The organism is Ancylobacter lacus (assembly GCF_018390635.1).
GTDB classification, from domain to species: Bacteria; Pseudomonadota; Alphaproteobacteria; order Rhizobiales; family Xanthobacteraceae; genus Ancylobacter; species Ancylobacter lacus.
Genome location: NZ_JAHBGE010000047.1, coordinates 1 through 25,267 on the forward strand (window position 1 = coordinate 1; position 25,267 = coordinate 25,267).

Consider the following 25,267-nt stretch of genomic DNA (forward strand, 5'->3'; position numbering starts at 1 on the left):
GAACGGTGGCCGGATAATGATTGGAATAGGTGGCCGGTTACGTCGGAATCCGCACTCAATCCCCGCCAGACGGTCGGTACCGTGCTCGCCCGGCCGCTTGCGCTCTACGACCGCGTGCGCGGCGGAGCGGCGCGGAAGCGGCGCGTCGAGGCATTGCTGGAGGCGGTCGAGCTCGATCCGGCCCTGCTCGCGCGCTACCCCGCCGCGCTGTCCGGCGGGCAGAAGCAGCGCGTCTGCATCGCCCGCGCGCTGGCGGCCGAGCCGGATGTGATCGTCTGCGACGAGCCGACCTCGGCGCTCGATCCGCTGGTCGCCGAAGGCGTGCTCGATCTTCTCGCGCGGCTCCAGGCACGGACCGGCGTCGCGCTCCTGTTCATCACCCACGATATCGCCATCGTGCGCGCGCTGGCCCATTCCGTGGCGATCATGGCGCGCGGGCGCATCATTCGGCAGGGCCCGACGCGCGAGGCGCTGGCCCCGCCCTTCGACGCCGAGACCGCGCGGCTGCTCGACGCGGTTCCCGAACTCGATGCCGGCTGGCTCACGGGCTGGCGCGAGCGCCGGGAGCGCCGGGAGCGCCGGGAGCATGACAAAGGCACAGCCGGGCAGCGTGTCAGCGTCTAGGGTCCAGACTCATAACCGGTGGCTGACGGTCGCGGCGACGCGGACGGCCGCGAGGACGTTGACGGCGTTGCGGTCGTATCGTGTGGCAACGCGCCAGAAGTATCGCCGGATCTGTAATCGCGAGTTGGTCAAGGCGGTACAGCGCATCGCCGGCAACGGCACCGGCGATATGCGCTGGAAGGCGCCGGGCGCGCTCGACTGGTCGACGGGAACCTACAATCCGCGTGTCGACACCACGCGGCGTGTGAAGGACCTGACTGACGCGGACATGAACAAGGCCCTCAAAGACATCATGGCCGGCACAACCCGAGCCACGCTCAAGACGAAGAACCTACGCGGCAAGGCCATCGTGCGGTTCGACATCCGCTAAATCACTGAGGCGTCGTCCGCGTGGCGGATCGTGATCACGGCGCCAGGATGGGCATCGCTCACGGTGAGGGTCGCGCCCAGATTTCGGGTCAGCGCCTCGACGATCCGGGAGCCAAGGCCCGCCTTGGGTGCATCCGTCCCGCTCCGCAGGCCGATGCCGTCATCGGACACCGACAGGGTCCAGTTCTTGCCGGACGAACGGTAGTCGATCCCGATCCGACCCTTTGCCTGATCGGGAAAGGCATGCTTCAGCGCATTGATGACCAGCTCCGTGACGATCAGCCCCAAGCTGATGGAGCTGGCCGCCTCGACGGCGCTGTCATCCGCCGACACGATGATCGACAACCGAGCCGGATCGGCAATCATTGAGGCGCCGAGGCTCTCGCACAGTTGGGTAAAATAGTTCCGAAGCTCAACTTGCCCTGTGTCCGAGGCCGCGAGGTGCTTCTGAACCGCCGCGATGGAGACGACCCGGAAATGGGCGTTCTGGAGGTGCCCGCGCGCTTCCTCCGACTGAACCTGCCGGGCGCTCTGCATGAGCACGCTGGCAATGATCTGGAGGCTGTTCGCCACCCGATGCTGGATTTCCTGCAGCAGGATCGCTTTCTCCCGCACGAGGTCTTCGCGCTGCCGCGTCTCGGCGCGTGCGTCGGTGACGTCGCTCACGGCCATGAGCAGACGGGTTCGATCCATGTCCCCATCTTCCAGCCGGCGTGCATTGATCACCAGGCGCCGTGAGCTTTGGCCCGGCCGCACAAGGTCCATTTCATAGGCATCAATGCCGGTGCCTCCCGCCGCCACAACCTTGAGAAGCGAAGCCAGCGTGGGCAGGCCCCACTCCCCTTGCCCCAGCTGGCTCAGCCGGCGACCCGGGATCGTCGCCGGATCGATCTGGAAGGTGCGGCAGAAGGACGTGCTGGCGGCAATGAGCGTCTGATCTGCGTGCAGGAACAAGAGCGGCTCGTTCGACGAGACCACGACCGCAATGGTGCTCGCCGCCTCGAAATGCGCAGTCGGTTCCAGTGTCACAGCCTACGCTTTCATGAGCCGAAAACGCGCGGGGCGTGTCATCACTCGGCGGCGCCGGCCCCGTTCATAGCTCGGGCTGAGGCTGGTCCGAACCTTAGCACATCGGTTGAAATCCTGGCGGTATTCTGGAGGTGGCGCAACGTGCGCGCGTATTGCTGAGCTTGGTGCGCGGGGGGCCGGGGCGGGGGCGGGGGACAGCTCATCGCGTGCCCTGCCACACGAGTAGCTCGTGCGACCGGCCATCGAGGGCAATGCGCACCGGCCCTTCCGGCAGTGGCCCGCGCCGGCCATCCAGCACCAGGCCCGGTGCCCCGTCGCCCTCCGCCGGTCCTGACCGCACTTCGATGTGCCACACGGTCCCGTCCAGGCGCACCGTGGCGGAAAAGCCCGGCCAAGTGGCGGGAATACACGGCTCCACCAAAAGCCACTCACCCTGCCGCCTCAGGCCGAGCAGGCCCTCGATGCCGGCCCGCTGCATCCAGCCGGCCGACCCCGTGTACCAGGACCAGCCGCCGCGGCCCACATGGGGCGCCACCGAATAGACGTCGGCCGCGACCACATAGGGCTCGACCTTGTAGCGCCCCGCCTCCTCAGCGGTGCGGGCGTGATTGATCGGATTGAGCAGCGAGAACAGCGCGTGCGCCCGGTCGCCGGACCCCAGCTTGGCGAAGGCCAGAACAGCCCACATGGCGGCGTGAGTATATTGCCCGCCATTCTCACGCAGGCCCGGCGGGTAGCCCTTGATATAGCCGGGATCGAGCGGCGTCCGGTCGAAGGGCGGCGTGAACAGGGGGGCGATCCCGTCCTCCACACGGACCAGGTGGCGCTGGAGGGAGGCCATGGCGGCCTCGGCCCGCGACCCATCCGCTGCCCCGGAGAGAACGGCCCAGGATTGCGCGATGGAATCGATGCGGCATTCCGCGTTGAGTTTCGAGCCCAGCCACGTGCCGTCGTCGAAGGTGGCGCGGCGATACCATTCGCCATCCCAGGCGGAACGCTCGATGGATCGGGTCACCGATTGCGCATGGTCCCGCCAGCGGCGGGCGCGCGCGGGATCGCGCGCCTCGGCGCACGGCGCGAACATCTCGATGGTGCGGATGAGCAGCCAGCCGAGCCAGACGCTCTCCCCCTGCCCCTGCTCGCCGACACGGTTCATGCCGTCATTCCAGTCGCCGGTTCCCATGAGCGGCATGCCGAGCGCGCCGGTGAGCGCCACCGCGCGATCGAGAGCGCGCGCGCAGTGCTCGAACAGGGTTGCGCGCTCCTCGGAGGGCATCGGCAGGAAGAAGGCGTCGTGCTGGCCCGGTTGCAGTGCCGGCCCTTCGAGAAAAGGAACGACCTCGTCCAGAATCGAGGCATCCGCCGTGGACTCCATATAGGTCGCGGTGGCGAACGCCAGCCACACCACGTCGTCGGAGATGGCGGTGCGCACGCCCTGCCCCGTTTGCGGCAGCCACCAGTGCTGGACGTCGCCTTCGACGAACTGCCGGCCGGCGGCACGCACGATATGGGCGCGGGTCTCCTTGGGCAGGGCCAGCGTCAGGGCCATGCCGTCCTGCAACTGGTCGCGGAAGCCATAGGCGCCGCTGGCCTGATAGAAGCCGGAGCGCGCGGTGATGCGGCAGGCGAGTGTCTGATACAGCAGCCAGCCATTCAGCATGATGTCCATGGCCCGGTCCGGCGTCTTCACCTGCACGGTCCCGAGCACCTGCGTCCAGTGCGCCGTCACCGCGGCCAACACCGCGTCGAGGTCGGCCTGACGGTAGGCGGTGATCAACGCGCGGGTCTGCTCAACGGACGCGCCCTGCCCGAGGAACGCGACCACCTCGATGCTTTCGCCAATGCCGAGCTCGACGACCGTCTGAAGGGCGGCACAGGGATCGAAGCCCGCGCCGGTGATGCCGGATAGGGGCCGGCCGCTCGCAAGACCGAGCGGCGCGGCAAGGCTGCCGCCACGGCCCAGAAATTCGGTGCGGTCCGCTGTCCAGGCGGTCTGCCGCCCGCAAAGATCGAGAAAGGCGACACGGGAGCCGAAGGCCGTGCTCCAGCGGTTGCGCGCCAGCATCGCGCCGCTGTGCGGATCGATCTCGGTAAGAATGAAGGGGGCGGACGCCCCGCGCGACGTGCCGAGGACCCAATCCGCATAGGCGGTGACGGAGAGCCGCCGCGGCCGGCCGGAGAGGTTGGTGAGCGTCAGGCGGGAAATCTTGATCGGGTCGTCCAGCGGCACGAACTGGAGCAGGTCGAGGCCGAGGCCGTTCGACTCATGGGAAAAGCGGCTGTAGCCGAAGCCGTGCCGGGCCACATAGGTCCCTGAGTCGCGCAGCGGCTGCGCCGTGGGACTCCACAGCTCGCCCGTGGCCTCGTCGCGGACATAGAAGGCCTCGCCGGGTGGATCCACGACAGGATCGTTCGACCACTGGGTCAACTGGTTCTCGCGGCTGTTGCCCGCCCAGCTGAACCCGCTGCCCTCGGCCGAAACCTGAAAGCCGAAGCCCTCATTGGCGATCACGTTGATCCAGGGCGCCGGGGTTGTGTCGCCGTTGGAAAGGACGGTGACATATTCCCGCCCGTCCTTGTCGAAGCCGCCCAGCCCATTGAAATACTCAAGCACCGGCGGCGGGCGAGCCGCGTTCGCAGGGGCCGGCCTGGGCTGCGCGGGCCGGTGCGGCAGCAGCGCCCCGGATGCGCGGCCGATCCGGGCAAGCTGGTCGGCCAGCGGCCCGCCCCGGGCCAGCAGCACCACGCGCGCGGCGGATTGAAGGAGGTCGCGGGACTCGATGCTCATGAGATCGGCGCGCAGCACATGGACGGCCCCCAAGACCTGCGCGTCGCCCAATGGCGGGCGGGTCTCCTGGGTCCGTGCTGCCGTTTCGATGGCAATCTGCAGGTCCTGCACATAGGAGGCCGCGCGCTCGTTGACGATCACGATGTCGATGGCGAGGCGCTTCATCCGCCAGTATTCGCGGGCGCGCAGCAATTGCCGAACCTGCGCGATATCCTCAATTTCATCAATGCGCATGAGTACGATCGGCAGGTCGCCGGAGATGGCGTGCTGCCACAGACCGGATTGTGGCCCGGCACCGCGCCGGATGATCTCGGAGGAGGACCTGAACCGGCGATCCATACAAAGCAGCGGGGCGGTGAGCCGCTGGAAATCCGAGGCCTCGGCCAGATCCACGTCGATGTGGCGCAGCTGTACCTGCGCCTGCGTCCAGGCCAGCGTTCGGGCACGGTCGAAGGCATTGCGGTCATGATGGGCGTCGATGAGGCCCATCAGTTCCTCGCGCGTCGACGCCACCACCGTCCAGAAGGCGATGCGGGCGCTCCGGCCCGGTGCGATGCGCACGCTCTGGCGCAGCGAGAAGATGGGATCGAGTACCGTGCCGACCGTCTGGGAGAGCGCCGCGCCGTCCGTGATGGCGCGGGCCGTCGCAACGGTGCGACCACGGCCAATGAAGCGGGCGCGGTCGGTCTCGTATTGCGGGTCGCCAGCGCTCTCGCCTTCCACCACCATAAAGTGCGCCGCCCAGATGCGCGGTTCGCCCGGAGCGCGAGGACGCCGTGTCGCGACGAGGGCGCCGAATTCCGGCAGGTGCTCGGTCTGAACGAACATCTTGGCGAAGGCGGGGTGGGCCGTGTCGATGGCGGGTGTCGTGAGGACCAGCTCGGCATAGGAGGTCAGCTCGATCTCCCGCGCGCGTCGACCGGTATTGGTCAGGCAAACCCGCCGCACCTCGCCATTGTGCTCACCGGAGACGATCACATCCATGGTGGTGGTGAGGCCGGCATCCTGGCGGATGAACTCGGCATGGTCCTCGCCGAACAGGACATCTCCATGCGCGTCGTCGCCACCCTGCGGTTGGCTGGTGGGCGACCATAAGGTGCCGCGCCTCAGGTCCCGCAGGAAGATGAAGGATCCCCTGTCATCGCGGGTGGTGTCCTCGTGCCAGCGTGTCACCGCAATGTCGCGCCAGCGGCTGTAGCCGCCGCCGGCTCCTGTCAGCATGACGGTATAGCTTCCGTTGGAGAGCAAATGCGTTACCGGCGGACCTGACAAGGGCAATGTCAGGTGGCGCACGGTGGTTGAGTCGTCCCCGGCCACCACCGCGGCGGCACGGACCTCCTCCGCGCGCGGGCGGGCTATGAAGACGTCGCGCGGTGACCGTTCCTGGAGGAGCAATTCGCTGGCGCGGATCATGGGCTCGCGGTGAAAACGGCTCCGCATTTCGCCGTCCCGCAGCGTATTGGCAACGGCAACAATGGTCATGCCTTGGTGGTGGGCCATGAAGCTGCGGACGATGGCGGCGTCCTCGCCGTCGGGCACGCGGGTGCGCGTGAAGTCGAGGGCTTCATAGAAGCCATAGCGCCCGCGCGCTCCCATCTCGGTGAGGCGGTCATAGTTTCGGACCGCGTGCTCGGGCGAGACCATGCTGGCCAGGCCCGTCGCATAGGGCGCAACGACGATATTCTCGGCCAGGCCACGCTTGAGGCCGAGCCCGGGGACGCCGAAATTGCCATATTGGTAAGTAAATTCAATGTCCCGCGCATTGTAGGCGGACTCGGACATTCCCCACGGCACGCCAAGGGACCGGCCATAGGCCTGCTGCCGCTCCACCACCAGGCGGCTGGTCTGTTCGAGCAGGCTGCCACTCGGTGCCCGCATTACCAGCGAGGGCATGAGATATTCAAACATCGACCCCGACCAGGAGATCAAAGCGGACGCATTGCCCAGCGGCGTGGCGAGGCGCCCGAGCCGGAACCAGTGGCGTGTGGGCGCGTCCCCCTTGGCGATAGCGAACAGGCTCGCAAGCCGGGCCTCGGAGGCCAGCAGGTCATAGCAACTCGGATCAAGGCCATTCTCGGTCAGCGCATAGCCGATGGACAGCAGCTTGCGCTCGGGATCCAGCAGGAAGGCGAAGTCCATCTCCAGCGCCATGGCGCGGGCGGTGGCGGCGAGCGCGGTGAGCCGCGCGGGAGTGTCTTCACTTACGCCCGGCATACGCAGGCGAAGGCGATCCTGGTCATGGCTGTTGACCGCCCGTCCGATGGCCTCGATCCAGAAAGCCACATCCGCCGATGGATCCTCCCCCGTCGCCGGCGCGACCTGAAGCGCCAGCCGGGACGCCTTGTCCACCAGGCGCTTCAGCACGGGTGTCATCACCTCCACGGTCTGGGTGCCCGTTAACTGCCCATCGATTTCAGCAAGCACCTCCTCCAGCGCCCGGGCAGAGGGGCTGCCCGCGCTCGGCAGCGCGGCACAGGCCGAGCGCGCCAGCGCAAGGGTGTCGGCAATGCCTTGCAAGGCGTCGGCGGCGAGCGGCGCCTGGACCCATTCCTCGCACGCATTGGCCAGCGTGATGAGATGTCCGGCAAGATTGCCGCTGTCCACCGACGAGACATAGTCGGGTGGCAGAGGCGCGAGATCCCGGGTGCCGTACCAGTTGAAGAAGTGTCCCCGGAAACGGGGCAGCTTCTTCAAAGTGGCGAATGTGGCTTCCAGCCGTTCGAGCGTCTCGATCGTCCCCGCCCAGCCGAAATCCCGCGCGGCCACCGCCGAGAGCAGATAGAGGCCCATATTGGTGGGCGAGGTCCGATGCGCGAGGACGGGCCGTGGCACTTCCTGGAAATTGTCAGGGGGCAGCATGTTGTCGTCGGGCGTGACGAATGTCTCGAAATAGCGCCAGGTGCGCCGGGCGATCAGCCGCAAGGCGGCTGCATCGGACGGGCCGATGGCGAGGCGGACGGGCACGCTGGGCGAGCGGCTGACCACCAGGGCCACGGCCGGCGCGGCGAGCCAGAGCAGCGCGAGGGGCAGGATCAGCGGCCATGTGCCGGGCGCCAGGAACAACGCGGCCGCAGCCGCGACCGTCACGAGCCCCATTCCCCCGGCCATTTGCCGGCAGAAGCCCGACAGGGTCAGGCGGGGCCCCGCCGAGAATGTGGCCGCCGTGGCCCATTCCAGCAGATGTCGCCGCGTCACGAACAGCCGCACGAGTGTGCGAACCGCCGCATCCCCCGCGGACCAGGCCTGATCCGCCAGGAAGGCGAGGGACAAAAGAGTCTGCGAGGCGGCGAGCCTGAGGTCGTCCAGCACCTGAAGAAAGTGGCTGCGCACGCGCAAGCCGGGGCGGGGCGGCATGAAGTTGAAGAGAACCGGCAGGAGGGCGGGCACCGCAAGGGCGAAAACCAGGAGCGCGGTGCCGGTGAGCGCGGCCGGCAGGGGAAACAGCCAGCACAGCCAAAGCGCAAGGAACGTGAACGGAGCGAGCAGCGCGCGCCGCAGATTGTCGAGCATCTTCCAGCGACCCACCGGCATCACGACGCCCGGCACCGTGCGCCCGCCGATCAGCCAGGGCAGAAGCTGCCAGTCGCCGCGCATCCAGCGGTGCTGCCGACGGGCAACCACGTCGTAGCGGGACGGAAATTCTTCCACGACCTCCACGTCCGAGGCCAATCCTGCGCGGGCGAACATGCCCTCCAGAAGGTCGTGGCTGAGCAGCGTGTTGTCCGGAATGCGCCGGGCAAGCGACGCCTCGAAGGCGTCCACCTCATAGATACCCTTGCCGGTATAGGAGCCCTCGCCGAAGAGGTCCTGATAGACGTCGGAAACGGCTGCCGCATAAGGGTCCATGCCATCGCCACCGGAGATGACCCGCTGGTAGAAAGACCCCTCGCGTCCGATGGGCAAAGAGGGTGTGACGCGCGGCTGGAGAATGCCATAGCCCCCCGTCACACGCTGCGCGGCCGGGTCGAAGATCGGCCGGTTGAGGGGATGGGCCATCTTGCCGATGAGCCGCAGCGCCGCATCCCGCGGCAGCCGTGTATCGGCGTCGAGCGTGATCACGTAGCGCACTTCCGCCGGCACCCAGGGGGCACGGCCGGCGATGGCCATGAACGAGGTATCCGGCGCGCCGCGCAGCAGGCGGTTCAATTCATGCAGCTTGCCGCGCTTGCGCTCCCATCCCATCCATTTGCCTTCGCCCGGATTGAAGCGGCGATGCCGGTGCAGCAGGAGAAAGCGGTCGCCGGCCGGGCCGGGGCCATGGCGCTGGTTGAGGTGCGCGATCGCCTGCGCCGCCCGGTCCAGCAGCGGGGCATCGGACGGCAGGACCTCGCCATCGGCATCCGGGAAATCCGACAGCAGCGCAAAGGTGAGGTCGCCGGCGGCGCCTGAAAGATAGTGGACTTCGAGTTGCTCGATCTGCTCTTCCAGATCCGCCGCATGGGTCAGCAGGGTCGGCACCGCCACCAGCGTGCGCAGGGAGGCGGGAACTCCCTCCGCAAGCTCGAGACCCGGCAGGATGGCGCAGCCGAACAGCCACGCCACGCCCCGGTTCACCAGCGCCGTCGCCACCTCGCTGGCCGGAAGCAGGCCCACAATCCCGAAGACGGCGAGCCAGATACCGGAGAGGCCAGCCGCGGAAACCGCCCAGAGCGCCAGGGCCAGGAGACCGAGCGTCACGGCCAGGATGGTCCCCACATAGCCGATGATGCCCAGGCGGATGCTCAGGCGCGTGAGCCGAGCCTTGGCCGGCGGTCGAAAGCCGATCGTGGCCTCGAACGCCACCCGGCCATGGCCGATGAGGTGGTGACCGGGGTCGCCGGCGGGTTCACAGACGCCGTCCAGGGCGGCGGGCGAGGCCGCCGCAGCCGCCAAGGCCAGGCCGGCGACGTCCAGCTCCGTCACCGGCGAATGGCGGGCAAGCTGTTCGATTGCGCCCCGGTAGAGGTCGCGTGTCGGAAAATCCATCGCCGCAAAGGCACTGTCCGCCCGCAGGCGCCTGTCGACGAGGCTCACGCTTTCGAACAGATCGGCCCAGTCGATGTCGGAGATCAGGCGCATGCTGGTGATGACGTTGCGCACGCTGACATTGGACGCGCCGAGCCGCTGCTGAGCGTGCTGAACGACGCTCTCCATCGAGGCGCCTTGCGCCGCGAGCCGGACCTCCAGCCAGGCGAGGCCGGGGGTGGTGCGGGGATCCTGGTCCCGCAGCCGCTTGGACAGCTGCGCGGCGAACACCTCGTCCAGCGGCTCCGACGACCGGGTGAGGAAATCCGCGTCAAGCGCCACGGAGGCCTCGCCGGCGGCAAGCAGCTGACTGGCCAGGACGTCGGCCTCGTGTCGCCACTGGCGCCCGGCGGTGATCTGGTCCGCAAGGCGCCGCAAATTTTCCACCAGAACGATGCGCAGGCTGATGGCCACGGCCCACAATTCGCCGATAGTCAGAGGCTCGACCTGCTGGTACGCCGCAAGAAAGCGTCGCAGCATCTCAGGGTCGAAATAGCTGTCCGTATGCGCCACATAGGCCCAGGCGAGGCCGATGACACGGGGATAGCCCGCGAGCGGGCCGTCCGCGAGCTTGGGCAATTGCCGGTAATAGCCGATGGGCAGGTCATCGCGGATTTCACGGACCTGCTCTTCCACCAGATGATAATTGTCCAGGAGCCATTCAGCGGCAGGCGCGATTGACCGCCCGCCTTCCGCATCCGCCGCCGTTTTGCGATACGCGGAGAGGAGAACCGCGGCATTTTCCTTCAGGCGCCCGTTCAGGTGCGGCACCTTGGGCGGACGGGATGTGACGGGCTGAGCGGCCGCCAGGCTGCGGGCATGCTGTTCCAGGCGCTCGGCGCCGAACAACTCCTCGCGGATCGGATGCTGATCCGCCCAGAGCGGACGTTTCGGGTTCAGGCCGATGGCAGCGGACAGGAAATGAAGCGGATTCGGAAAGCGTTCGGCCCGCGCGGTCATGCCCGAAGGCCAGCTTGGAGCGACCGGGCCCCCGCAGACCGGAGAAGGGAGACCGTGCCCCAAATGCGTTCAACGCTCATTCCACCACCTCATTGACCGTGAAAACTATCTGCCCTCGTCCGCTGCGAGGGCCTGCATCAGTTCATCGTAATTCACCACGAACACTTGGCTTGCGCCCTGCACATCCACGGCCGGCGTATGCAGCATCGTCGCGGTGCGTCGATAGGCGAGAAAGCTGATGTTCGGGATGTCCTCCTCATCAATCACCACAAGGTAGCGGCCGGCAGGCTGCTCCTCCCGGAGGGCCTTGAGGGAAAAGGGGTAACGGAATGAGACCGTCATTTCTTTGGTGCGGGTGGCCATGGTGGCCCGTCACCCCTTCTTCTTCGGTAGCGCGATGGCAGTCACGGAGCCTTTCGCAGCCGTGGACGCCTCCACGGGCGGTTTGATTTTCTTCGGCTTCTTGGCTTCGCGGTTGCCGCGCACTTGGCCTTTAGCCATTGTCATTACCTCAACATTTAGGGTTGCTGGAGAACTCAGGACGAGGACCATCCCGCGACCGGGATGGCGACGGCGCAGGCCATTGGATCGACGCCGCCGATCCGGGTGTCGCGCGCAGTCGCACCGCCGGCGCGGGTTGCGACTCACGCTCCTAACGTATCGATTTCAACGCCCCTGGCCCGTGCGCTCTCGAGCACCAAGGGCATCGGCTTAGCCATCACGGACGAGGGATCGTCCCCCGAGCTTCGAAATCCACGGCCTCAGCCGCCCATGTCGGGGAAACACCGCCCGGTCAGACATAAGGCACCAAAAACCCAGACACCAAATGTGGCGTATTCCTGGAAACTCCACGCGATACGCCGGTCAAATGACAGTCAGTTCGGGTTTTTAATTCAGATAAATTTCGATATTTATTTTCATTAGTAATTATGGATGATGGACTATATTATTACAAGGGAAATAATCTCGCACCAGAAGCGCGCGATCGCCCCCCAAGAAAGCAGAATTTGAAACGGAAGCTGAGCAGGAAGAGGCCCGTGCGGTGCCCGTTCCAGGGCGGCGTCCACTTTCGGCGGTCCGCCCCCGGGGGCGCGGATCGTGCCGATCTGCCCGAATACGGAGAGGCCTGTGATCACGCTCAGCATCCATCATCGCACGATCTACCATTATCACCGTCCCGTACTCCTGGGCGCGCATCGCCTCATGGTGCGTCCGCGCGAATCTCGGGAGCTGCGCCTCAACGCCATGACGGTGTCCATTGAACCGCGCGCCGCTCTCACATGGGCACACGACGTATCCGGCAATGCGGTTGCGACCGCGACCTTTCAGAACTTCACCGACCACTTGTCGATCGACAGCCTTGCCGAGATCGAGCTCGACGCTGTGGAATGGCCGGTGTTCGATGTTGCTGCATCGGCGATCACCTACCCGTTTGTTTACAGCGCGGACGAATGGGCAGACCTCGGCGCCTTGGCCAGCCCTCAATACAATGACCCCGTTGGACGGCTGCGGGCCTGGAGCCAAGCCTTCGTGCGCGGCGCCTCCACCGACACCCTGGCGCTGCTGAAGGACCTCAATAGCGGGGTGACCGCCTGGATCTCTTACCAGGAGCGGGACGACGAGGGCACTCAGACACCCGTCCAGACGCTCGATCGCGGTTGGGGATCGTGCCGGGACATGGCGTTGCTGCTGGTGGAAGCCGTCCGGATCCTGGGTTTTGGCGCACGCGTCGTCTCCGGATACATGCACAACCCCACCCTGGAGGGGACAGGCAGCGGGGGCGCTGGATCAACCCATGCCTGGGCGGAAGTCTATGTTCCCGGCGCCGGCTGGATCACGTTCGATCCGACCAACCGCAGCGTGGGCGGTGCCAATCTAATCCCCGTGGCAGTGGGGCGCACCATGCGCCAGGTGATGCCGGTGACAGGCAGTTTCGCCGGCACGAGCGACGCATTCGATTTCATGTCCGTCGAGGTTGAGGTACGGGACCAATCGTCGGCCCTTGCGGCACCCTTCGGGGCATTGTAACCTAAGCCAGAGCAGCAAGGCCCATCGCCGCCGAAACGCTGGATGCGATGAGGATGCCGAGCTTGACCGTGTCCTGCAGGGCCGGCGCGAAGGCCCGTTCGGCGATGAACAGGGCCATGGCGAAGCCGATGCCCGTGAGCAGGCTGCCGGACGCGATCAGGCCCCAGCTGAGTTGCGACGGGCGGACGGCCAGCCGCAGGCGCACCGCAAGGAAGCTGAACAGAAGGACGCCCGCGGGCTTTCCGATCGCGAAGGCCGCCACAATGGCAAGGGTGAGCGTGGCGTCGAAGCCGACCGTGCCGAATGACGTGCCGGCATTGGCGAGCGCGAACAGGGGCATGATGATGAAAGCCACCCAGGGGTGCATCAGGATTTCGAGGCGTTCGATCGGGGACAGGGCTTCGCGGGCGGCAACGCCGACCCGCCGGAGATCGCCCCGCGCCCTGGTCCCCGCCTCCCAGCGCTCGCCAGGGGGATAGGCCGTCACCCGGTCCAGAATGGCGTGCAGCCTGAGATCACTGACCCAGCTTCGCGCTGGCGTCATGAGGCCGAGGAGCACGCCGGTGAGAGTCGCATGGACGCCCGACAGGTCGAACGCCAGCCAAATACAGCCGCCGAGCGCGAAATAAACGAACAAGCTCCGCACCCCGAACCGCGCCACGCCCCACACTGCGGCGAGACCTAAGCCTGCGGCACCAAGCGCGATGACGTTGAGGCCATGGCTATAGCCGATGGTTACGACAAGAATGGCGCCCACGTCATCAAAGATGGCCAGCGAAAGGATGAAGAGGCGCAGGGTTTCCGGCACACGGGAGCCGAGCAGCGCCAGGCATCCGATGACGAAGGCCGTGTCGGTGGACATCACGGTGCCCCAGCCGACGGCCCCCACCCCGCCCTGCATCACCAGCAGAAAGACCGCCACCGGCACCACCATGCCGCCCATCGCCGCAGCGAGCGGCAGTGCCGCGGCCCGCAGCTGGCGCAGTTCGCCGAGCACCAGTTCACGCTTCAGCTCAAGGGCGATCAGGAAGAAGAAGAGGGTCATCAACCCATCGTTGATCCACTGCTTGAGCGAGCGGACCGCCTCGACGCCGCCGGCCTGCAGGCCGATCTTCATCTCCCAGAAGCCGGTCACGGCTTCGGACAGGCCCGTATTGGCGAGAACAAGGGCGACCACCGTGCAGCCAAGCAGGATGGCACCGGCCATGGCCTCGATGCTCATGAACCGCTTGAAGGCTTGGGTGATCCAGTCGGCCGGCTCAGAGGGCAGGCGCCCCATCGCCTCGCTCATCAGTGTCGTTCGTCCGGAAGGGCGGCCCATGGCGTCGGAACGACCGCCACGTAGGGCACCTCATAGGTCCAGACCCGGAAGGATTTCAGCACATGGGGGCCAAAGGAATTGATGAGCGGGATATCCGCCGCATCGCGGCCCCGGGCGACGACGATCCGGCCGATGCGCGGCACGTTGTTGCGGGGATCGAAGGCATGCCAGCGACCGTCGAGATAGACTTCGATCCAGGCGCTGAAATCCATGGGATCCACCACTGGCACGCCGATGTCTCCCAGATGCCCGTTCACATAGCGCGCGGGAATGTTGAGGCAGCGGCAGAAGGTCAGGGCGAGGTGCGCGAAGTCCCGGCAGACGCCCACGCCCTCCTCGAACGCCTCGAATGCGGACCGGGTGGAGCGCGCCTGCATGTAGTCAAAGCGGATATGGGTGTGCACGAAGTCACAGATCGCCTGCACCCGGCCCCATCCCGGCGCAATCGCGCCGAACATGTCCCACGCAATCTGGCTGAGGCGATCGGTCTCGCAATAGCGGCTGCCCAGCAGATAGATGAGGCAGTCATCCGGCAGTTCGGGGACGGGCACCTCGCGTGCGGCAGTCATCGCCGGAGCGGGAAGGCCGCTGTCCTCGAGCGTGGCATCTCCCCACATCATGAAGTCGCCGGGCGTCGCCACCAGCCTGCGGCACCGATTGCCGAAGAGGTCCCGATAGACCGTGCTTGGCACGGGTGGGGTGGTGAAGAAGGTTTCCGGCGATCGAATATCCGGCCCGCGTTCATCGTGGAGGGACAGCAGGCAGACAAGCGCGGTTGGCTGCGGGCAGGTCAGCGTGATTTCGTAACCGTATCGGATCAGCACGGGTACATCCTGACATGAGGAGGGGTCATCGGATATCCGCCGCCGTGAGAACGTAGTAGGGACGGCGCGGGCCGCCGGCATAGACCTTGGAGGCCGCGGCGTGGACGGCGTTGCGCCGCCGGTCGAAGGCGGAGAGACAGGCATCTTCCTCAAGGCCCGTCAGGTGCGCCGCTGCGGAGGAGGCCCCGAGCGCGCCCATCTCGACGAGGAACGGGATTTCAAACATGCCGTCATGGCCGGCAAAGCGGACGGCGTTGCGGGCCTTGTCGAAACTGCGGCTGTGGTTGGGAAATGCCAGCGTCATGGCGTGCGCCTTTCATGGGACGGCAGGAGAAGAGCGAAGGCGCAGGAATGGAGTTCGCGCCCGGCTTCGTCGAAAATGGTCACGGCATCGGGTCGCTGCGGCATGTCGAGCGACCGGGCGAGGACGCTCGCCAAGGTGAGCGCCTCATCAAGGTTGCGCACCACACCGACTTCGCGGCCTACCTGCGCGTGCGCCCCGTCTTCGGGCCGGATGCGAAAAAACGTGATCACGATCCGCATGATGCGTCACAGCCCGATGCTCAGGTCCGCCCCCCGGACCGCGCCGGGGACGTGCCCTCGCCAGGCTCTTCGATCCGCACCAGGTCCAGGCTGTCTTCCGTCGCCACCCGCTCGAACGCCTCGCTGTCCTGGCGCAGGCGGTATTGAAAAGAGGCGCCCAAGGCCGGCATCAAACCTGTGATCCGGTAAACATCGTCGAGCTTCTGCGCGGGGTTGCCATACCCGCTGAGGAGCCGGACCGACTGGCCGATGGAAAAGCGGCGCATGGGTTCGGAAAAACGGGAAGCACCAGCACGGGCGGGGAAAGATGTTGTCACGATGTGTCTCCTCCTTGGAGAGCCGAGGCAAACTGAGAACCCGCGGCGTGTGAGGCGTGGGCAGCCGGGGTGCGTAAAGGACATCCCGACTGATCCGTGTTCGCTGCGAGGGACCTGCACCACATGGGGGCGCGCCCTTTGCCTTGCCTGATGGCAATGAAATCCCGGACATCCGCGCACGCCAGAGCGGTGGTCACTCGGCTCGCGACCTCCGGGGACGGCGCCCTCGCAACGGCGTTGGCCGGGTCCACTCCCAGATCCACCTGCCGCGTTGAGGTTGGCGCATGCCACGAGCCATTGTTCTATCGCAGACCCTAAATAAAATCGCGAAAAAGTCAATAAATTTATGACACACGTTCATTTTTATTAATTTTGTATCCGCCCTCAAAAATCAAACGGAAAATATATTCGACCAATGCCAAATAAACGGGAACTGCGCATCCGCTTTGAGGATTGAGCTTTTTGCAAACCCTTACGCTGTGAAACTCTGCGCTCCCGGTCAGGCCCTGCAGAACTGTTTCCATGGCAAAGCAAACGCTTGGAAGACCGTTGGCCAGGGCGCCGGAACAGCCACGCCCTTCACCCGTAGCGGGTTCCCTCTGTTCCGGTCCGATCTGCCGGCATCACCCGACGGCGCCGATGCACGTGGCGGCGTGTTCAGCCCGCATATGCGCCAGGATGATCTGACCTGTTGGCGCGATCATCAATCACCGGGCACGCAGTCTACAAAGGAGCTCACCATGGGTCGCGGAATTCTTCTTTGGCTGATCGGCATTCCGATCCCGATCATCATTCTCCTCGTTCTTTTTCTTCGCTAGGAGCTCCCAGATGACATCCACCTACCCAGCGGCCATCGCCGCGACCGCTTCCCTTGCTGCACGGGCCCCTTCGATGAATTGGGGGGCTGTCGTGGCGGGCGCTGTCGCGGCGGCCGCGCTCACCTTCGTTCTGATGCTTCTGGGCTCCGGCCTCGGCCTCACCATCGTCTCGCCCTGGGCCAGTGAGAGCACCAGCCTTTCCACCTTCGCCGTCTCCACGGCCATCTGGCTGGTGATTGTGCAATGGCTTTCCTCGGGCACCGGCGGCTATCTGGCGGGGCGCCTGCGGCCCCGGCGCGGCGGAGATGCCCACGATGAGACCTTCTTCCGCGACAGCGCACATGGCCTGGTCACTTGGGCCCTTTCGACCCTGCTGATCGTCATGCTGATCGGCGGCGCCATGTCCGGCGTTCTCGGCACCGGCATGCGGGCGGCATCGAACGTCGCGTCCGGAGCCGCCATGGGGGCCTCGGCAGGGGCCGCCAATGCTCCCTCGAGCAGGGGCGCCAATCCCGCGTCTTACTTCGTGGACCTCCTGTTCCGCGAGGGCACGGCGGCGCAGGCGAACCCCGCCGCAGACACCGATGGCGGCGCCGCAGCCCAGGCTTCGCGCATCCTCGCCGAGGGCGCCCTCTCAGGCGCGGTCACCGCGGACGACAAGGCCTATCTCTCCCAATTGGTCGCCAGCAGGACGGGACTCTCCCCCGCCGACGCCACCGCTCGGGTGGACGGGGTTCTCGCCCGCGTCAACGACGCCCGGATGAAGGCTCAGGAGACAGCGGAGAAGGCGCGCAAGGCCGGCGCCACCTTCGCTCTCTTGGGCACGCTCTCTCTGGTGATCGGCGGCTTCATTGCCTGTGTCGCCGCCGTGATAGGCGGGCGCCAGCGGGACGACAACGGACATCTGCCCCGGCGCATCGAGCTCTGAAGCCAGCACCGACCGGCCCCTCGCGGGGCCGGTCACATCAACACCAGCATTATTGTGCGACGCAGCAACATTTTGAATCGCGTGGCGTTGTCCGTGTAGTCATGCCTCCTGGCGAGCCGGGCCATCTTTGCCCATGTGGCGCAAAGCCATCGGTCAAGCGATCCCGCTCCACGCGTCAGCGGGCTCCACGACAAGGATGCCCCGATGAAAAGCCTCGCCGAACGTTTCGTGCACCTGTCCGGGCTGCGCTACTGGATGTCCCTGGAAGAGAGCGCCGCCGCCCCTGTCGGGCGCCTTGCCGCGCTGGACGACTTCGGATCCAATCCCGGCGGATTGGGCGCGCATTACCACATGCCTGGCTCGTGTCCGCCCCACGCTCCGCTGGTGGTGGTCCTGCATGGCTGCACTCAGTCCGCCGCCGCGTACGATCACCATGCGGGCTGGTCGCGACTGGCGGATGAGGCCGGCTTTGCGGTGCTCTATCCGGAGCAGCAACAGGCCAATAATCCCAATCGCTGCTTCAACTGGTTCCGGCCCGGCGACATCCGCCGCGATGGCGGTGAGGCGCATTCCATCCGCCAGATGATCGAGGCGCTGATCGTGAGGCACGATCTCGACCGTGATCGCATCTTCATCACAGGCCTGTCCGCAGGTGGCGCCATGGCCGCGGTCATGCTCGCAACCTATCCCGAGGTGTTCGCGAGCGGCGCCGTCATTGCGGGCCTGGCCTATGGTGGGGCCAAGACGGTGTCTGAAGCCCTCGACTGCATGCGCGGATCGCGGGCGACCTCTGACGCGGACCTTCTCGTCCTCCTGCGGTCGGCCTCCAGCCATGGCGGCCCCTGGCCCAGCATCACGATATGGCAGGGTGCCGCCGACCACACGGTTGCACCCTCCAATGCCGATCACATCTCCGCCCAGTGGCGCGGCATTCACGATCTCGGCGCGGTGCCGGACCGGTCGGAAACCCTCGGCATCCGCGCCCGTCAGAGCTGGTGCGACGAGAAGGGCAATACCCTTGTGGAAGTGAATACGTTGCGGGACATGGGCCACGGCGCGCCTGTGGGGGATGATCTGGGATCGGCTGGCCCTCATATGCTGGCCGTAGGTGTATCCTCCACGCGAGAAATCGCGCAGTTCTGGCAGATTTCGTAAAGCGGGCTGCGACCGATTTAAGGGCATTCCCGGCTTTTGGCAGCGCAACGCATCAGCAGACCTGCCGCGATGAACCGCCCGCCATGCCTGCGTGACTCAAGCCATCTGGCCTCCGGCAAACCCGGGGCGGTTCAGACTAGATACCGCTCGTTTTGACCGCCTTAGGTCCTTCAGAACCGGCGCAATCAAAAGCAGCATTGGCGCACCCGGCACGATTCGAACGTGCGACCTTTGCCTTCGGAGGGCAACGCTCTATCCAGCTGAGCTACGGGTGCCCGCGGGCGGCGCGTGGGCCGCCCGGAGAGACGCCGTCTTCATAGCCGAGGGCAGGGATGCCGGCAACAGGGCTTGTGCGTGATCCACCGTGACGGTTCGGGGGAGGAGACGGGCAGGCGGGCGGAAGGGGGCTCACGGCGGGGCATTCTGATGCTATTCGGCTGCATCCGTACCTGTCGGGGAGATGGATGATGCCCGCTTCGCCTGATCGTTTGCCCGAAGGCGGGCGCCGCCGGCCTGCCGAGCGCCCCGTGCCGCGCCCGGCCGGGCCCGGCGCCGCCGGCGCCTGGGGGATCGGCCTCGGGGTCACCGCGCTGTCGCTCGTGCTGCTGCTGGGGGCGGCGGCGACCTATCTCGGCCATCGCGTGCAGCAGCTCGATGCCGAGGTTCAGCAGCTCGCCATCGCCCAGGCCGAGATGAGGGACGCGCTGACGGCGCTGGACGCCGCCGCGGCCGCGCCCCCGGCCCCCGCACCCGCCGACGCGGCGCCGCCGGCAGCCTCTCCACCCCCGGCCGCGCCGCCCGCCGCGCAGCCCGGCCCGGCGGCCTCCGGGGAACCGCCCGCCGGCCCGGCCATTTCCGCGCCGGAGCTTTCGATGCCCTCGCTCACGCCGGAAGCCTCCGGCGCGAGCGAGGCGATGGCCCCCGCCCCATCGCCTTCCGTCAGCACCCCGGCCGCGCCGCAGCCGAACCCGGCCACCCCGAACCCGACGAGCCAGGCCCCCGCGGCCGCGAACGCGGCAACGCCGGCCGCGGATGCCGGCGCGGCGCCGGTGGCCGGCGCCCTGCTCGGCACCGGCTATACCGTGCGCATCTTCGCGCCGGCACAGAACATCGCGGGCGAGCGGCTGACCAGGCTGCAGAAGACGCTGGAGGGCCTCGGCTTCAGCGTCGGGATTTCGGATGACGGGCTGTTCGAGCCGCCGACCTCCTCCATCTCCTACCACCCCGCGACCAAGGCCATCGCCGACAAGCTCATGGCCAGCCTGCGCGCCAGCTTCCCCAAGCTCCAGCCCGACATCGTCGCGCCCGAGGCGATGCCGGATTCGACCCGCAAGATCATCATCCTGACGCTGGCGGCCGGCGCGCTGGGCTGAGGCGCGGCCGCGCTCGGCTCCGCCGCAGGGCCGCCCTCGCCACATCGACCCGGCCGGCCCCCTGTGGCGGCGGATCGCGGCTCGGGCGATCAGCGGGGCACTGGCCGGTTGTCAGGCGCCCTGCGGCGCCATCCGCCGACCGGCGGGATCACGGCTCCGCCTGGCGGTGGCGGGCCTCGGCCACCGCCAGGCGGAAGCCGTCGAGATCGAGGCCCGGCGTGCGCAGCGGCCCGATGAGGAAGGTCGGCGTGCCTTCGAGGCCGAGCGAGGTGGCCTGGTCGTTGTTGCGCCGGAGCAGGGCGCCGATGGTGCGGATCTTCGCCTTGAGGTCGGCGTCGAGCCGGGCCATGTCGATGCCGGCGCCGGCCAGCGCCTCGCGCATGCGCTCGTCGGTCATCAGCCGGCCCGGCATGGCCATCAGCGTGTCATGGGCGATCTGGTACTTGCCCTGCTCGCGCGCGGCGAGCGCCATCTGCGCGCCATAGACCGATTCCTTGCTGAGGATCGGCCAGTCCTTGTAGACGAGGCGGATGCCCCGGTCCTCCTTCAGGAGAGCCTCCAGCTCGGGTTCGGCTTTCTTGCAGTAGACGCAGCGGTAGTCGAAGAAGGCGACGATGGTGACATCGCCCTTCGGATTGCCGGCCACCGGCGATTCCGGGTCCTTGAGGATGGCCTGGGCGTCGATGTTCTGGGCGCCGGCACGGCGCGGCAGAACGAACGGGGCCGCCAGCAGGCCGGCGGCGAGGGGAAGAAAGCTCCTGCGGTCCATGGGCGGTTCCCTCGCGGCCACGCGGCGCCGCGCGCCGCTGCCGTTCCTTTCCCATGACAGGGGGCGGCTCGTACAGCGCTACCTCGATCACTTCCGCGCGGCCGGGGCGCCCTGCCCCGCCCCGGCCGCGCGCAGCCCTCACTTCAGGGTCGGCATCACGAATTCGGCGCCGGCGCGGATGCCGGTCGGCCAGCGCGTGGTGATGGTCTTCAGCCGGGTGTAGAAGCGCACGCCTTCCGGCCCGTGCATGTGGTGGTCGCCGAACAGCGAGGCCTTCCAGCCGCCGAAGGAATGATAGGCCACCGGCACCGGGATCGGCACATTGATGCCGACCATGCCGACCTTGATGGAATGGGCGAATTCGCGCGCCGCGTCGCCGTCGCGGGTGAAGATGGCGGTGCCGTTGCCGAATTCGTGCTCGTTGATCAGCGTGGCGGCGGTCGCGTAGTCGGGCGCGCGCACCACGGCGAGCACCGGGCCGAAGATCTCGTCGCGGTAGATGCTCATCTCCGGGGTGACGTTGTCGAACAGCGTGCCGCCGATGAAGTAGCCGTCCTCATAGCCCTGCAGCTTCAGGCCGCGGCCGTCGACCACCACGGTGGCGCCCGCCGCCTCGCCGGCATCGACATAGGAGCGCACCTTGTCGAGGTGCTGGCGGGTGACCAGCGGGCCCATCTCCGCCTCGGGATCGGTGCCGGGGCCGACCTTGAGCGCCCGCACCCGCGGCGCCAGCTTCTCGATCAGCGCCTCGGCGGTTTTCTCGCCCACCGGCACCGCCACCGAGACGGCCATGCAGCGCTCGCCGGCCGAGCCATAGGCCGCGCCCATCAGCGCATCGACCGCCTGGTCCATGTCGGCGTCGGGCATGACGATCATGTGGTTCTTGGCGCCGCCCAGCGCCTGGCAGCGCTTGCCGTGCTTCGCCGCGGTCTCGTAGATGTGGCGGGCGATCGGGGTGGAGCCGACGAAACTCACCGCCTGCACGTCCGGGTCGGCCAGCAGCGCCTCCACCGCCTCGCGGTCGCCGTTGAGGACCGTGAACACGCCGTCGGGAAGGCCGGCCTCCTTCAGCCATTCCGCCAGCAGCAGCGCGGCCGAGGGATCGCGCTCCGAGGGCTTGAGGACGAAGGCGTTGCCGCAGGCCAGCGCGACGGGGAACATCCACATCGGCACCATGGCGGGGAAATTGAACGGGGTGATGCCGGCGACGACGCCGAGCGGCTGGCGCAGCGCGTGGCAGTCGACCCGGGTGCCGACGCTCTCGCTCATCTCGCTCTTGAGAAGCTGCGGCGCGCCGGTGGCGAATTCCACCACCTCCATGCCACGCTGGATCTCGCCCACCGCGTCGGACAGCACCTTGCCATGCTCGGCGGTGATGACGGCGGCGAGCTGGTCGGTGCGCTCCTCGAGGATGCGCAGGAACCGGTTGAGAATGCGGGCGCGGCGCAGCGGGGTGGTTTCGCCCCAGCCCGCGGCGGCCGCGGCGGCGGTCTTGACCGCCTCGCGCACCTCGGCGGCGGAGGCGAGCGCGACCTCGCCAGTCTGCCGGCCGGTCGCGGGATTGAAGACCGGCGCGGTGCGGCCGGTGCCGGCGACGCGGCGGCCGCCGATGAAGTGGGGGATGCTCTCGACCATGGAAGCGACCTCGCGGGGAGCGCCGGCGCGGCGGGGGCCGCCGGCTTGCTGGGAGGCCTCTTTCTGCTGTAGCGTTTTACGCACATCAACGCCCCATTCGGCGCAAGCATTGTGCGGAATTTGAATAATGGATTGGGACCTGCTGCGCGTCTTCCTCGCCGTGGCGCGTGAGGGGCAGATGCTGGCGGCGGCGCGGCGGCTGGGGCTGAACCACGCCACCGTCGCCCGCCGGCTCGACGCGCTGGAGGCCGCGCTCGGCACCCCCCTGTTCGACCGCCGCCCCACCGGCTCGGTGCCGACCCAGGCCGGCGAGCGGCTGCTGCCCGCGGCCGAGCGGGTGGAGGCGGAACTGCTCGGCATCGCCGACGCCACCCGCAGCGCCGGGGCCTCGGTCTCCGGCACGGTGCGGCTCGGCGTGCCGGACGGGCTCGGCAACCTGCTGCTGGCGGCGGAACTCGGCCGCTTCGCCCGGCGCCATCCCGATCTGGTGGTGGAGCTGGTGCCGCTGCCCCGCGCCTTCTCGCTCTCGAAGCGGGAGGCCGACCTCGCCATCGCGCTGGATGTCCCGGCGGAAGGCCGGCTCACCGTCTCACGGCTCGGCGACTATACGCTGGGCGTCTATGCCGCGCGGGAATATGCCCGGGCCCACGGCGTGCCCGCCACGCTCGAGGAGATCGGCGGGCATCTTCTCGTCACCGGGGTGGAGGATTACGCCTATGCCTCCTCGCTGGACTACGCCCATGTGCTGGAGGCCCATGCGCGGCGGGTGTTCCGCTGCGCCGGCGTGGTCGGGCAGATGGCGGCGGTGCGGGCGGGGGTCGGCATCGGCGTGCTGCACGATTTCGCCGCGCGGGACGTTGCCGAGCTGGTGCGCATCCTGCCCGGCGTCGGGTTCCGCCGCAGCTACCACCTGCTCGCCCATCCCGATACCCGGGGTCTCACCCGCATCGCCGCGTGCCACGACTTTCTGGTGGCGCTGTTCCGTGAGCAGCGGGGCCGCTTCATCGCCGCCCCGGAGCCGGGTTGAGGCCACCGCGGCGGCGGGTGCCGCGATGGCCGCTCTTCAACGGATCACGCCGCCCGCAGGCTCTCGACGAAGCGGCGCACCTCGCGGTTGAGGTCGGCGGCCTGGCTCGAGAGCGCCTGCGACAGGCCCTGGAGCTGGACCGAGGCGGCGCCGGTGGTCTCCGCCGCCTCGCCAACGCCGGAGATGCTCTGGTTCACCACCACCGTGCCGCGCGCGGCGTGCTGGGTGTTGAAGGCGATCTCCTGCGTCGCCGAGCCCTGCTCCTCGACCGCCGAGGCGATGGCGGCGGAGGCGGCGCGGATCTGGCCGATGGTGCCGACGATGTTGTCGATGGACGTGACCGACCGCTCGGTGGCGTTCTGGATTTCCGCGACCTTGCTGGCGATCTCCTCGGTGGCCTTGGCGGTCTGGCCGGCAAGCTGCTTCACCTCCTGCGCCACCACCGCGAAACCCTTGCCGGACTCGCCCGCGCGCGCCGCCTCGATGGTGGCGTTGAGCGCCAGCAGGTTGGTCTGCGAGGCGATGGTGGTGATGAGGCCGACCACCTCGCCGATCTGCGCGGCGGCCTGGGTCAGCGCCACGATGTGGGCCTGGGTCCGGCTCGATTCCTCCGAGGCGGCGGCCGCGATCTCCGTCGCGCGGGAGACCTGCTGGGATATCTCGCGGACCGAGGAGGACATCTCCTCGGCCGAGGCGGCGACGGTCTGCACGCTGCTCGAGGCCTCGTCGGCGGCGTGGGAGACGGCGTGGGCCTGGCGCGTGGTCTCCTCGGCGGCGGCGGAAAGGCTGTTCGCCGCCTGCGCCACTTCGGTGGAGGAACTGTTGAAGGAGGCGGCGAGGGCGCCCATCCGCCGCTCGAACTCGCTGGCGATGCTCTCCTTCTCGGCCCGCAGGCGCTCGGCGGCGCGCTTCTCTTCCAGCGCCGCCTGCTCCCGCAGGCGCTGGTTCTCGATCAGCTCGCGGCGGAAGCGCTCCAGCCCGTTGGCGAGCCGGCCGACCTCGTCGCCCCGCTCGGTGCCGGCCACGGCGGTCTCGAACCGGCCGGCGGTGAGCGTCGCCATGGTGTCGACGATCCGCACCAGCGGCGTGACGATGCCGAACCGGGCCACCACGAAGGCCAGCAGCAGGCAGGCGCCGATCGCGATGGCGGTGCCGGCATACATCTCGAACAGGGTGTCGGACGCCTCCTGGTGCAGCGCCGCCTCGCGCTCTTCCATCTCATGGGTGAGGTCGCCGGTGAGGGTCACCAGTTCGCGCCGCACCTGGTCGAGCGCGGGCTCGCAGTCGGTCCGCATCATCTGGTCGGCGCGGCGATTGTCCTCGGCGGTGACGGCGGCGAGGGCGACCTTGACGGTGGGGCCGCAGGCCTGCTGGACCGCGGTGTCGACCGCGGCCGCGATGTCGCCGATGGCGGCCGCGTGGTCGGGCGCCTTCTCCGCCGCGGTCGCCGCATAGGCGCGCAGCTCCTCGAGGCCCGTCTTCAGCTCCTGCTCCGCCGCCCGGTTCTCCTCCTGCGAGGTGGAGCCGATGGCGTGGAACAGCGAGCGCTCGGTCCACACCACCTGCCGGTTCATCCGGGCGAGGGCCACGGCAGCCTTGGCGTCGCCCTCGATCACCTCGGTATAGGCGGCCTGCATGTGGCTGTAGCGCTGGCCGGCGAACAGGGTGCAGCCGGTCGAGCAGAGGCCGAGCAGCCCGATGATGAGCGATATCTTCCCGAGTATGGACCAGTTCTTGAACGACATGGCGACGCCT

Annotated in this window: 18 protein-coding genes, 1 tRNA gene and 2 pseudogenes; 8 read left to right on the top strand and 13 right to left on the bottom strand. The window is 67.8% G+C overall.

What is annotated here, in order from left to right; translation table 11 throughout:
* On the top strand, window positions 1-624 hold a 624-nt coding region (locus KHC27_RS11490), incomplete at its 5' end, for an ATP-binding cassette domain-containing protein (protein WP_213339154.1).
* A gap of 9 nt (window positions 625-633) precedes the next feature.
* Here KHC27_RS11490 and KHC27_RS22110 read toward each other — a convergent pair.
* Window positions 634-723, bottom strand: a pseudogene (locus KHC27_RS22110) (IS5/IS1182 family transposase); the annotation flags it as partial.
* Here KHC27_RS22110 and KHC27_RS11495 point away from each other — a divergent pair.
* Window positions 704-892, top strand: a pseudogene (locus tag KHC27_RS11495) (DUF932 domain-containing protein); the annotation flags it as partial. The pseudogenes KHC27_RS22110 and KHC27_RS11495 sit on opposite strands and share 20 nt — an antisense overlap.
* 98 nt (window positions 893-990) lie before the next feature.
* On the opposite strand, the gene KHC27_RS11500 reads toward KHC27_RS11495, so the two are convergent.
* From KHC27_RS11500 to KHC27_RS11510, 3 genes are all read right to left on the bottom strand, one after another.
* The gene (locus tag KHC27_RS11500) at window positions 991-2,022 is read right to left on the bottom strand and encodes a sensor histidine kinase (RefSeq protein WP_213339156.1); all 1,032 of its coding nucleotides are present in this window, start codon (window positions 2,020-2,022) and stop codon (window positions 991-993) included.
* Window positions 2,023-2,221: 199 nt separating this feature from the next.
* Complete coding sequence (locus KHC27_RS11505) at window positions 2,222-10,774, bottom strand: GH36-type glycosyl hydrolase domain-containing protein (RefSeq protein WP_213339158.1); 8,553 nt, start codon at window positions 10,772-10,774, stop codon at window positions 2,222-2,224.
* Between the two features lie 105 nt (window positions 10,775-10,879).
* Window positions 10,880-11,137, bottom strand: a complete 258-nt coding sequence (locus tag KHC27_RS11510; protein WP_213339160.1) for a hypothetical protein — start codon at window positions 11,135-11,137, stop codon at window positions 10,880-10,882.
* Between the two features lie 765 nt (window positions 11,138-11,902).
* Between KHC27_RS11510 and KHC27_RS11515 the strand changes: the two genes are divergently transcribed.
* On the top strand, window positions 11,903-12,802 hold the full coding sequence (locus KHC27_RS11515; protein WP_213339162.1) for a transglutaminase family protein: 900 nt from the start codon (window positions 11,903-11,905) through the stop codon (window positions 12,800-12,802).
* Window position 12,803: 1 nt separating this feature from the next.
* Here KHC27_RS11515 and nhaA read toward each other — a convergent pair whose 3' ends face one another.
* Genes nhaA through KHC27_RS11540 form a run of 5 tightly spaced genes read right to left on the bottom strand, consistent with a single transcriptional unit; the run spans window position 12,804 to window position 15,807 of the window.
* Window positions 12,804-14,093 (bottom strand): Na+/H+ antiporter NhaA, encoded by a 1,290-nt coding sequence (gene nhaA / locus KHC27_RS11520; protein WP_213339163.1) that lies wholly within the window; start codon window positions 14,091-14,093, stop codon window positions 12,804-12,806.
* On the bottom strand, window positions 14,093-14,947 hold the full coding sequence (locus tag KHC27_RS11525) for a transglutaminase-like domain-containing protein (protein ID WP_213339164.1): 855 nt from the start codon (window positions 14,945-14,947) through the stop codon (window positions 14,093-14,095). The genes nhaA and KHC27_RS11525 overlap by 1 nt, the downstream gene beginning before the upstream one ends.
* A 25-nt stretch (window positions 14,948-14,972) precedes the next feature.
* The gene (locus KHC27_RS11530; protein ID WP_213339165.1) at window positions 14,973-15,251 is read right to left on the bottom strand and encodes a DUF1488 family protein; all 279 of its coding nucleotides are present in this window, start codon (window positions 15,249-15,251) and stop codon (window positions 14,973-14,975) included.
* Complete coding sequence (locus KHC27_RS11535) at window positions 15,248-15,490, bottom strand: hypothetical protein (RefSeq protein WP_213339167.1); 243 nt, start codon at window positions 15,488-15,490, stop codon at window positions 15,248-15,250. Before KHC27_RS11535 ends, KHC27_RS11530 begins: the two co-directional genes overlap by 4 nt.
* Window positions 15,491-15,510: 20 nt before the next feature.
* Window positions 15,511-15,807, bottom strand: coding sequence for a hypothetical protein (locus tag KHC27_RS11540; protein ID WP_213339169.1), 297 nt, complete (start codon window positions 15,805-15,807; stop codon window positions 15,511-15,513).
* 446 nt (window positions 15,808-16,253) lie between these two features.
* Between KHC27_RS11540 and KHC27_RS11545 the strand changes: the two genes are divergently transcribed.
* From KHC27_RS11545 to KHC27_RS11555, 3 genes are all read left to right on the top strand, one after another.
* Complete coding sequence (locus KHC27_RS11545) at window positions 16,254-16,625, top strand: hypothetical protein (RefSeq protein ID WP_213339573.1); 372 nt, start codon at window positions 16,254-16,256, stop codon at window positions 16,623-16,625.
* A gap of 10 nt (window positions 16,626-16,635) precedes the next feature.
* Complete coding sequence (locus tag KHC27_RS11550; protein WP_213339171.1) at window positions 16,636-17,553, top strand: hypothetical protein; 918 nt, start codon at window positions 16,636-16,638, stop codon at window positions 17,551-17,553.
* Between the two features lie 204 nt (window positions 17,554-17,757).
* Complete coding sequence (locus KHC27_RS11555) at window positions 17,758-18,708, top strand: extracellular catalytic domain type 1 short-chain-length polyhydroxyalkanoate depolymerase (RefSeq protein ID WP_343210896.1); 951 nt, start codon at window positions 17,758-17,760, stop codon at window positions 18,706-18,708.
* 198 nt (window positions 18,709-18,906) lie between these two features.
* Here the strand turns inward: KHC27_RS11555 and KHC27_RS11560 are convergent.
* Window positions 18,907-18,983 (bottom strand) — tRNA-Arg (locus tag KHC27_RS11560).
* Window positions 18,984-19,175: 192 nt separating this feature from the next.
* Here KHC27_RS11560 and KHC27_RS11565 point away from each other — a divergent pair.
* Window positions 19,176-20,081 carry a hypothetical protein gene (locus KHC27_RS11565; protein WP_213339173.1) on the top strand — a complete coding sequence of 302 codons (906 nt, stop codon included), beginning with the start codon at window positions 19,176-19,178 and terminating at the stop codon, window positions 20,079-20,081.
* 148 nt (window positions 20,082-20,229) lie between these two features.
* On the opposite strand, the gene KHC27_RS11570 is transcribed toward KHC27_RS11565, so the two are convergent.
* On the bottom strand, window positions 20,230-20,850 hold the full coding sequence (locus tag KHC27_RS11570; protein ID WP_213339175.1) for a DsbA family protein: 621 nt from the start codon (window positions 20,848-20,850) through the stop codon (window positions 20,230-20,232).
* Between the two features lie 138 nt (window positions 20,851-20,988).
* A complete protein-coding gene (locus KHC27_RS11575; RefSeq protein WP_213339177.1) occupies window positions 20,989-22,485 on the bottom strand; it encodes a CoA-acylating methylmalonate-semialdehyde dehydrogenase in 1,497 nt (498 codons plus the stop codon).
* Window positions 22,486-22,612: 127 nt separating this feature from the next.
* Between KHC27_RS11575 and KHC27_RS11580 the strand changes: the two genes are divergently transcribed.
* Window positions 22,613-23,512, top strand: coding sequence for a LysR family transcriptional regulator (locus tag KHC27_RS11580; protein WP_213339178.1), 900 nt, complete (start codon window positions 22,613-22,615; stop codon window positions 23,510-23,512).
* 44 nt (window positions 23,513-23,556) lie between these two features.
* Here the strand turns inward: KHC27_RS11580 and KHC27_RS11585 are convergent, their stop codons facing one another.
* Window positions 23,557-25,257, bottom strand: a complete 1,701-nt coding sequence (locus KHC27_RS11585) for a methyl-accepting chemotaxis protein (RefSeq protein WP_246519874.1) — start codon at window positions 25,255-25,257, stop codon at window positions 23,557-23,559.
* Window positions 25,258-25,267: the final 10 nt, after the last annotated feature.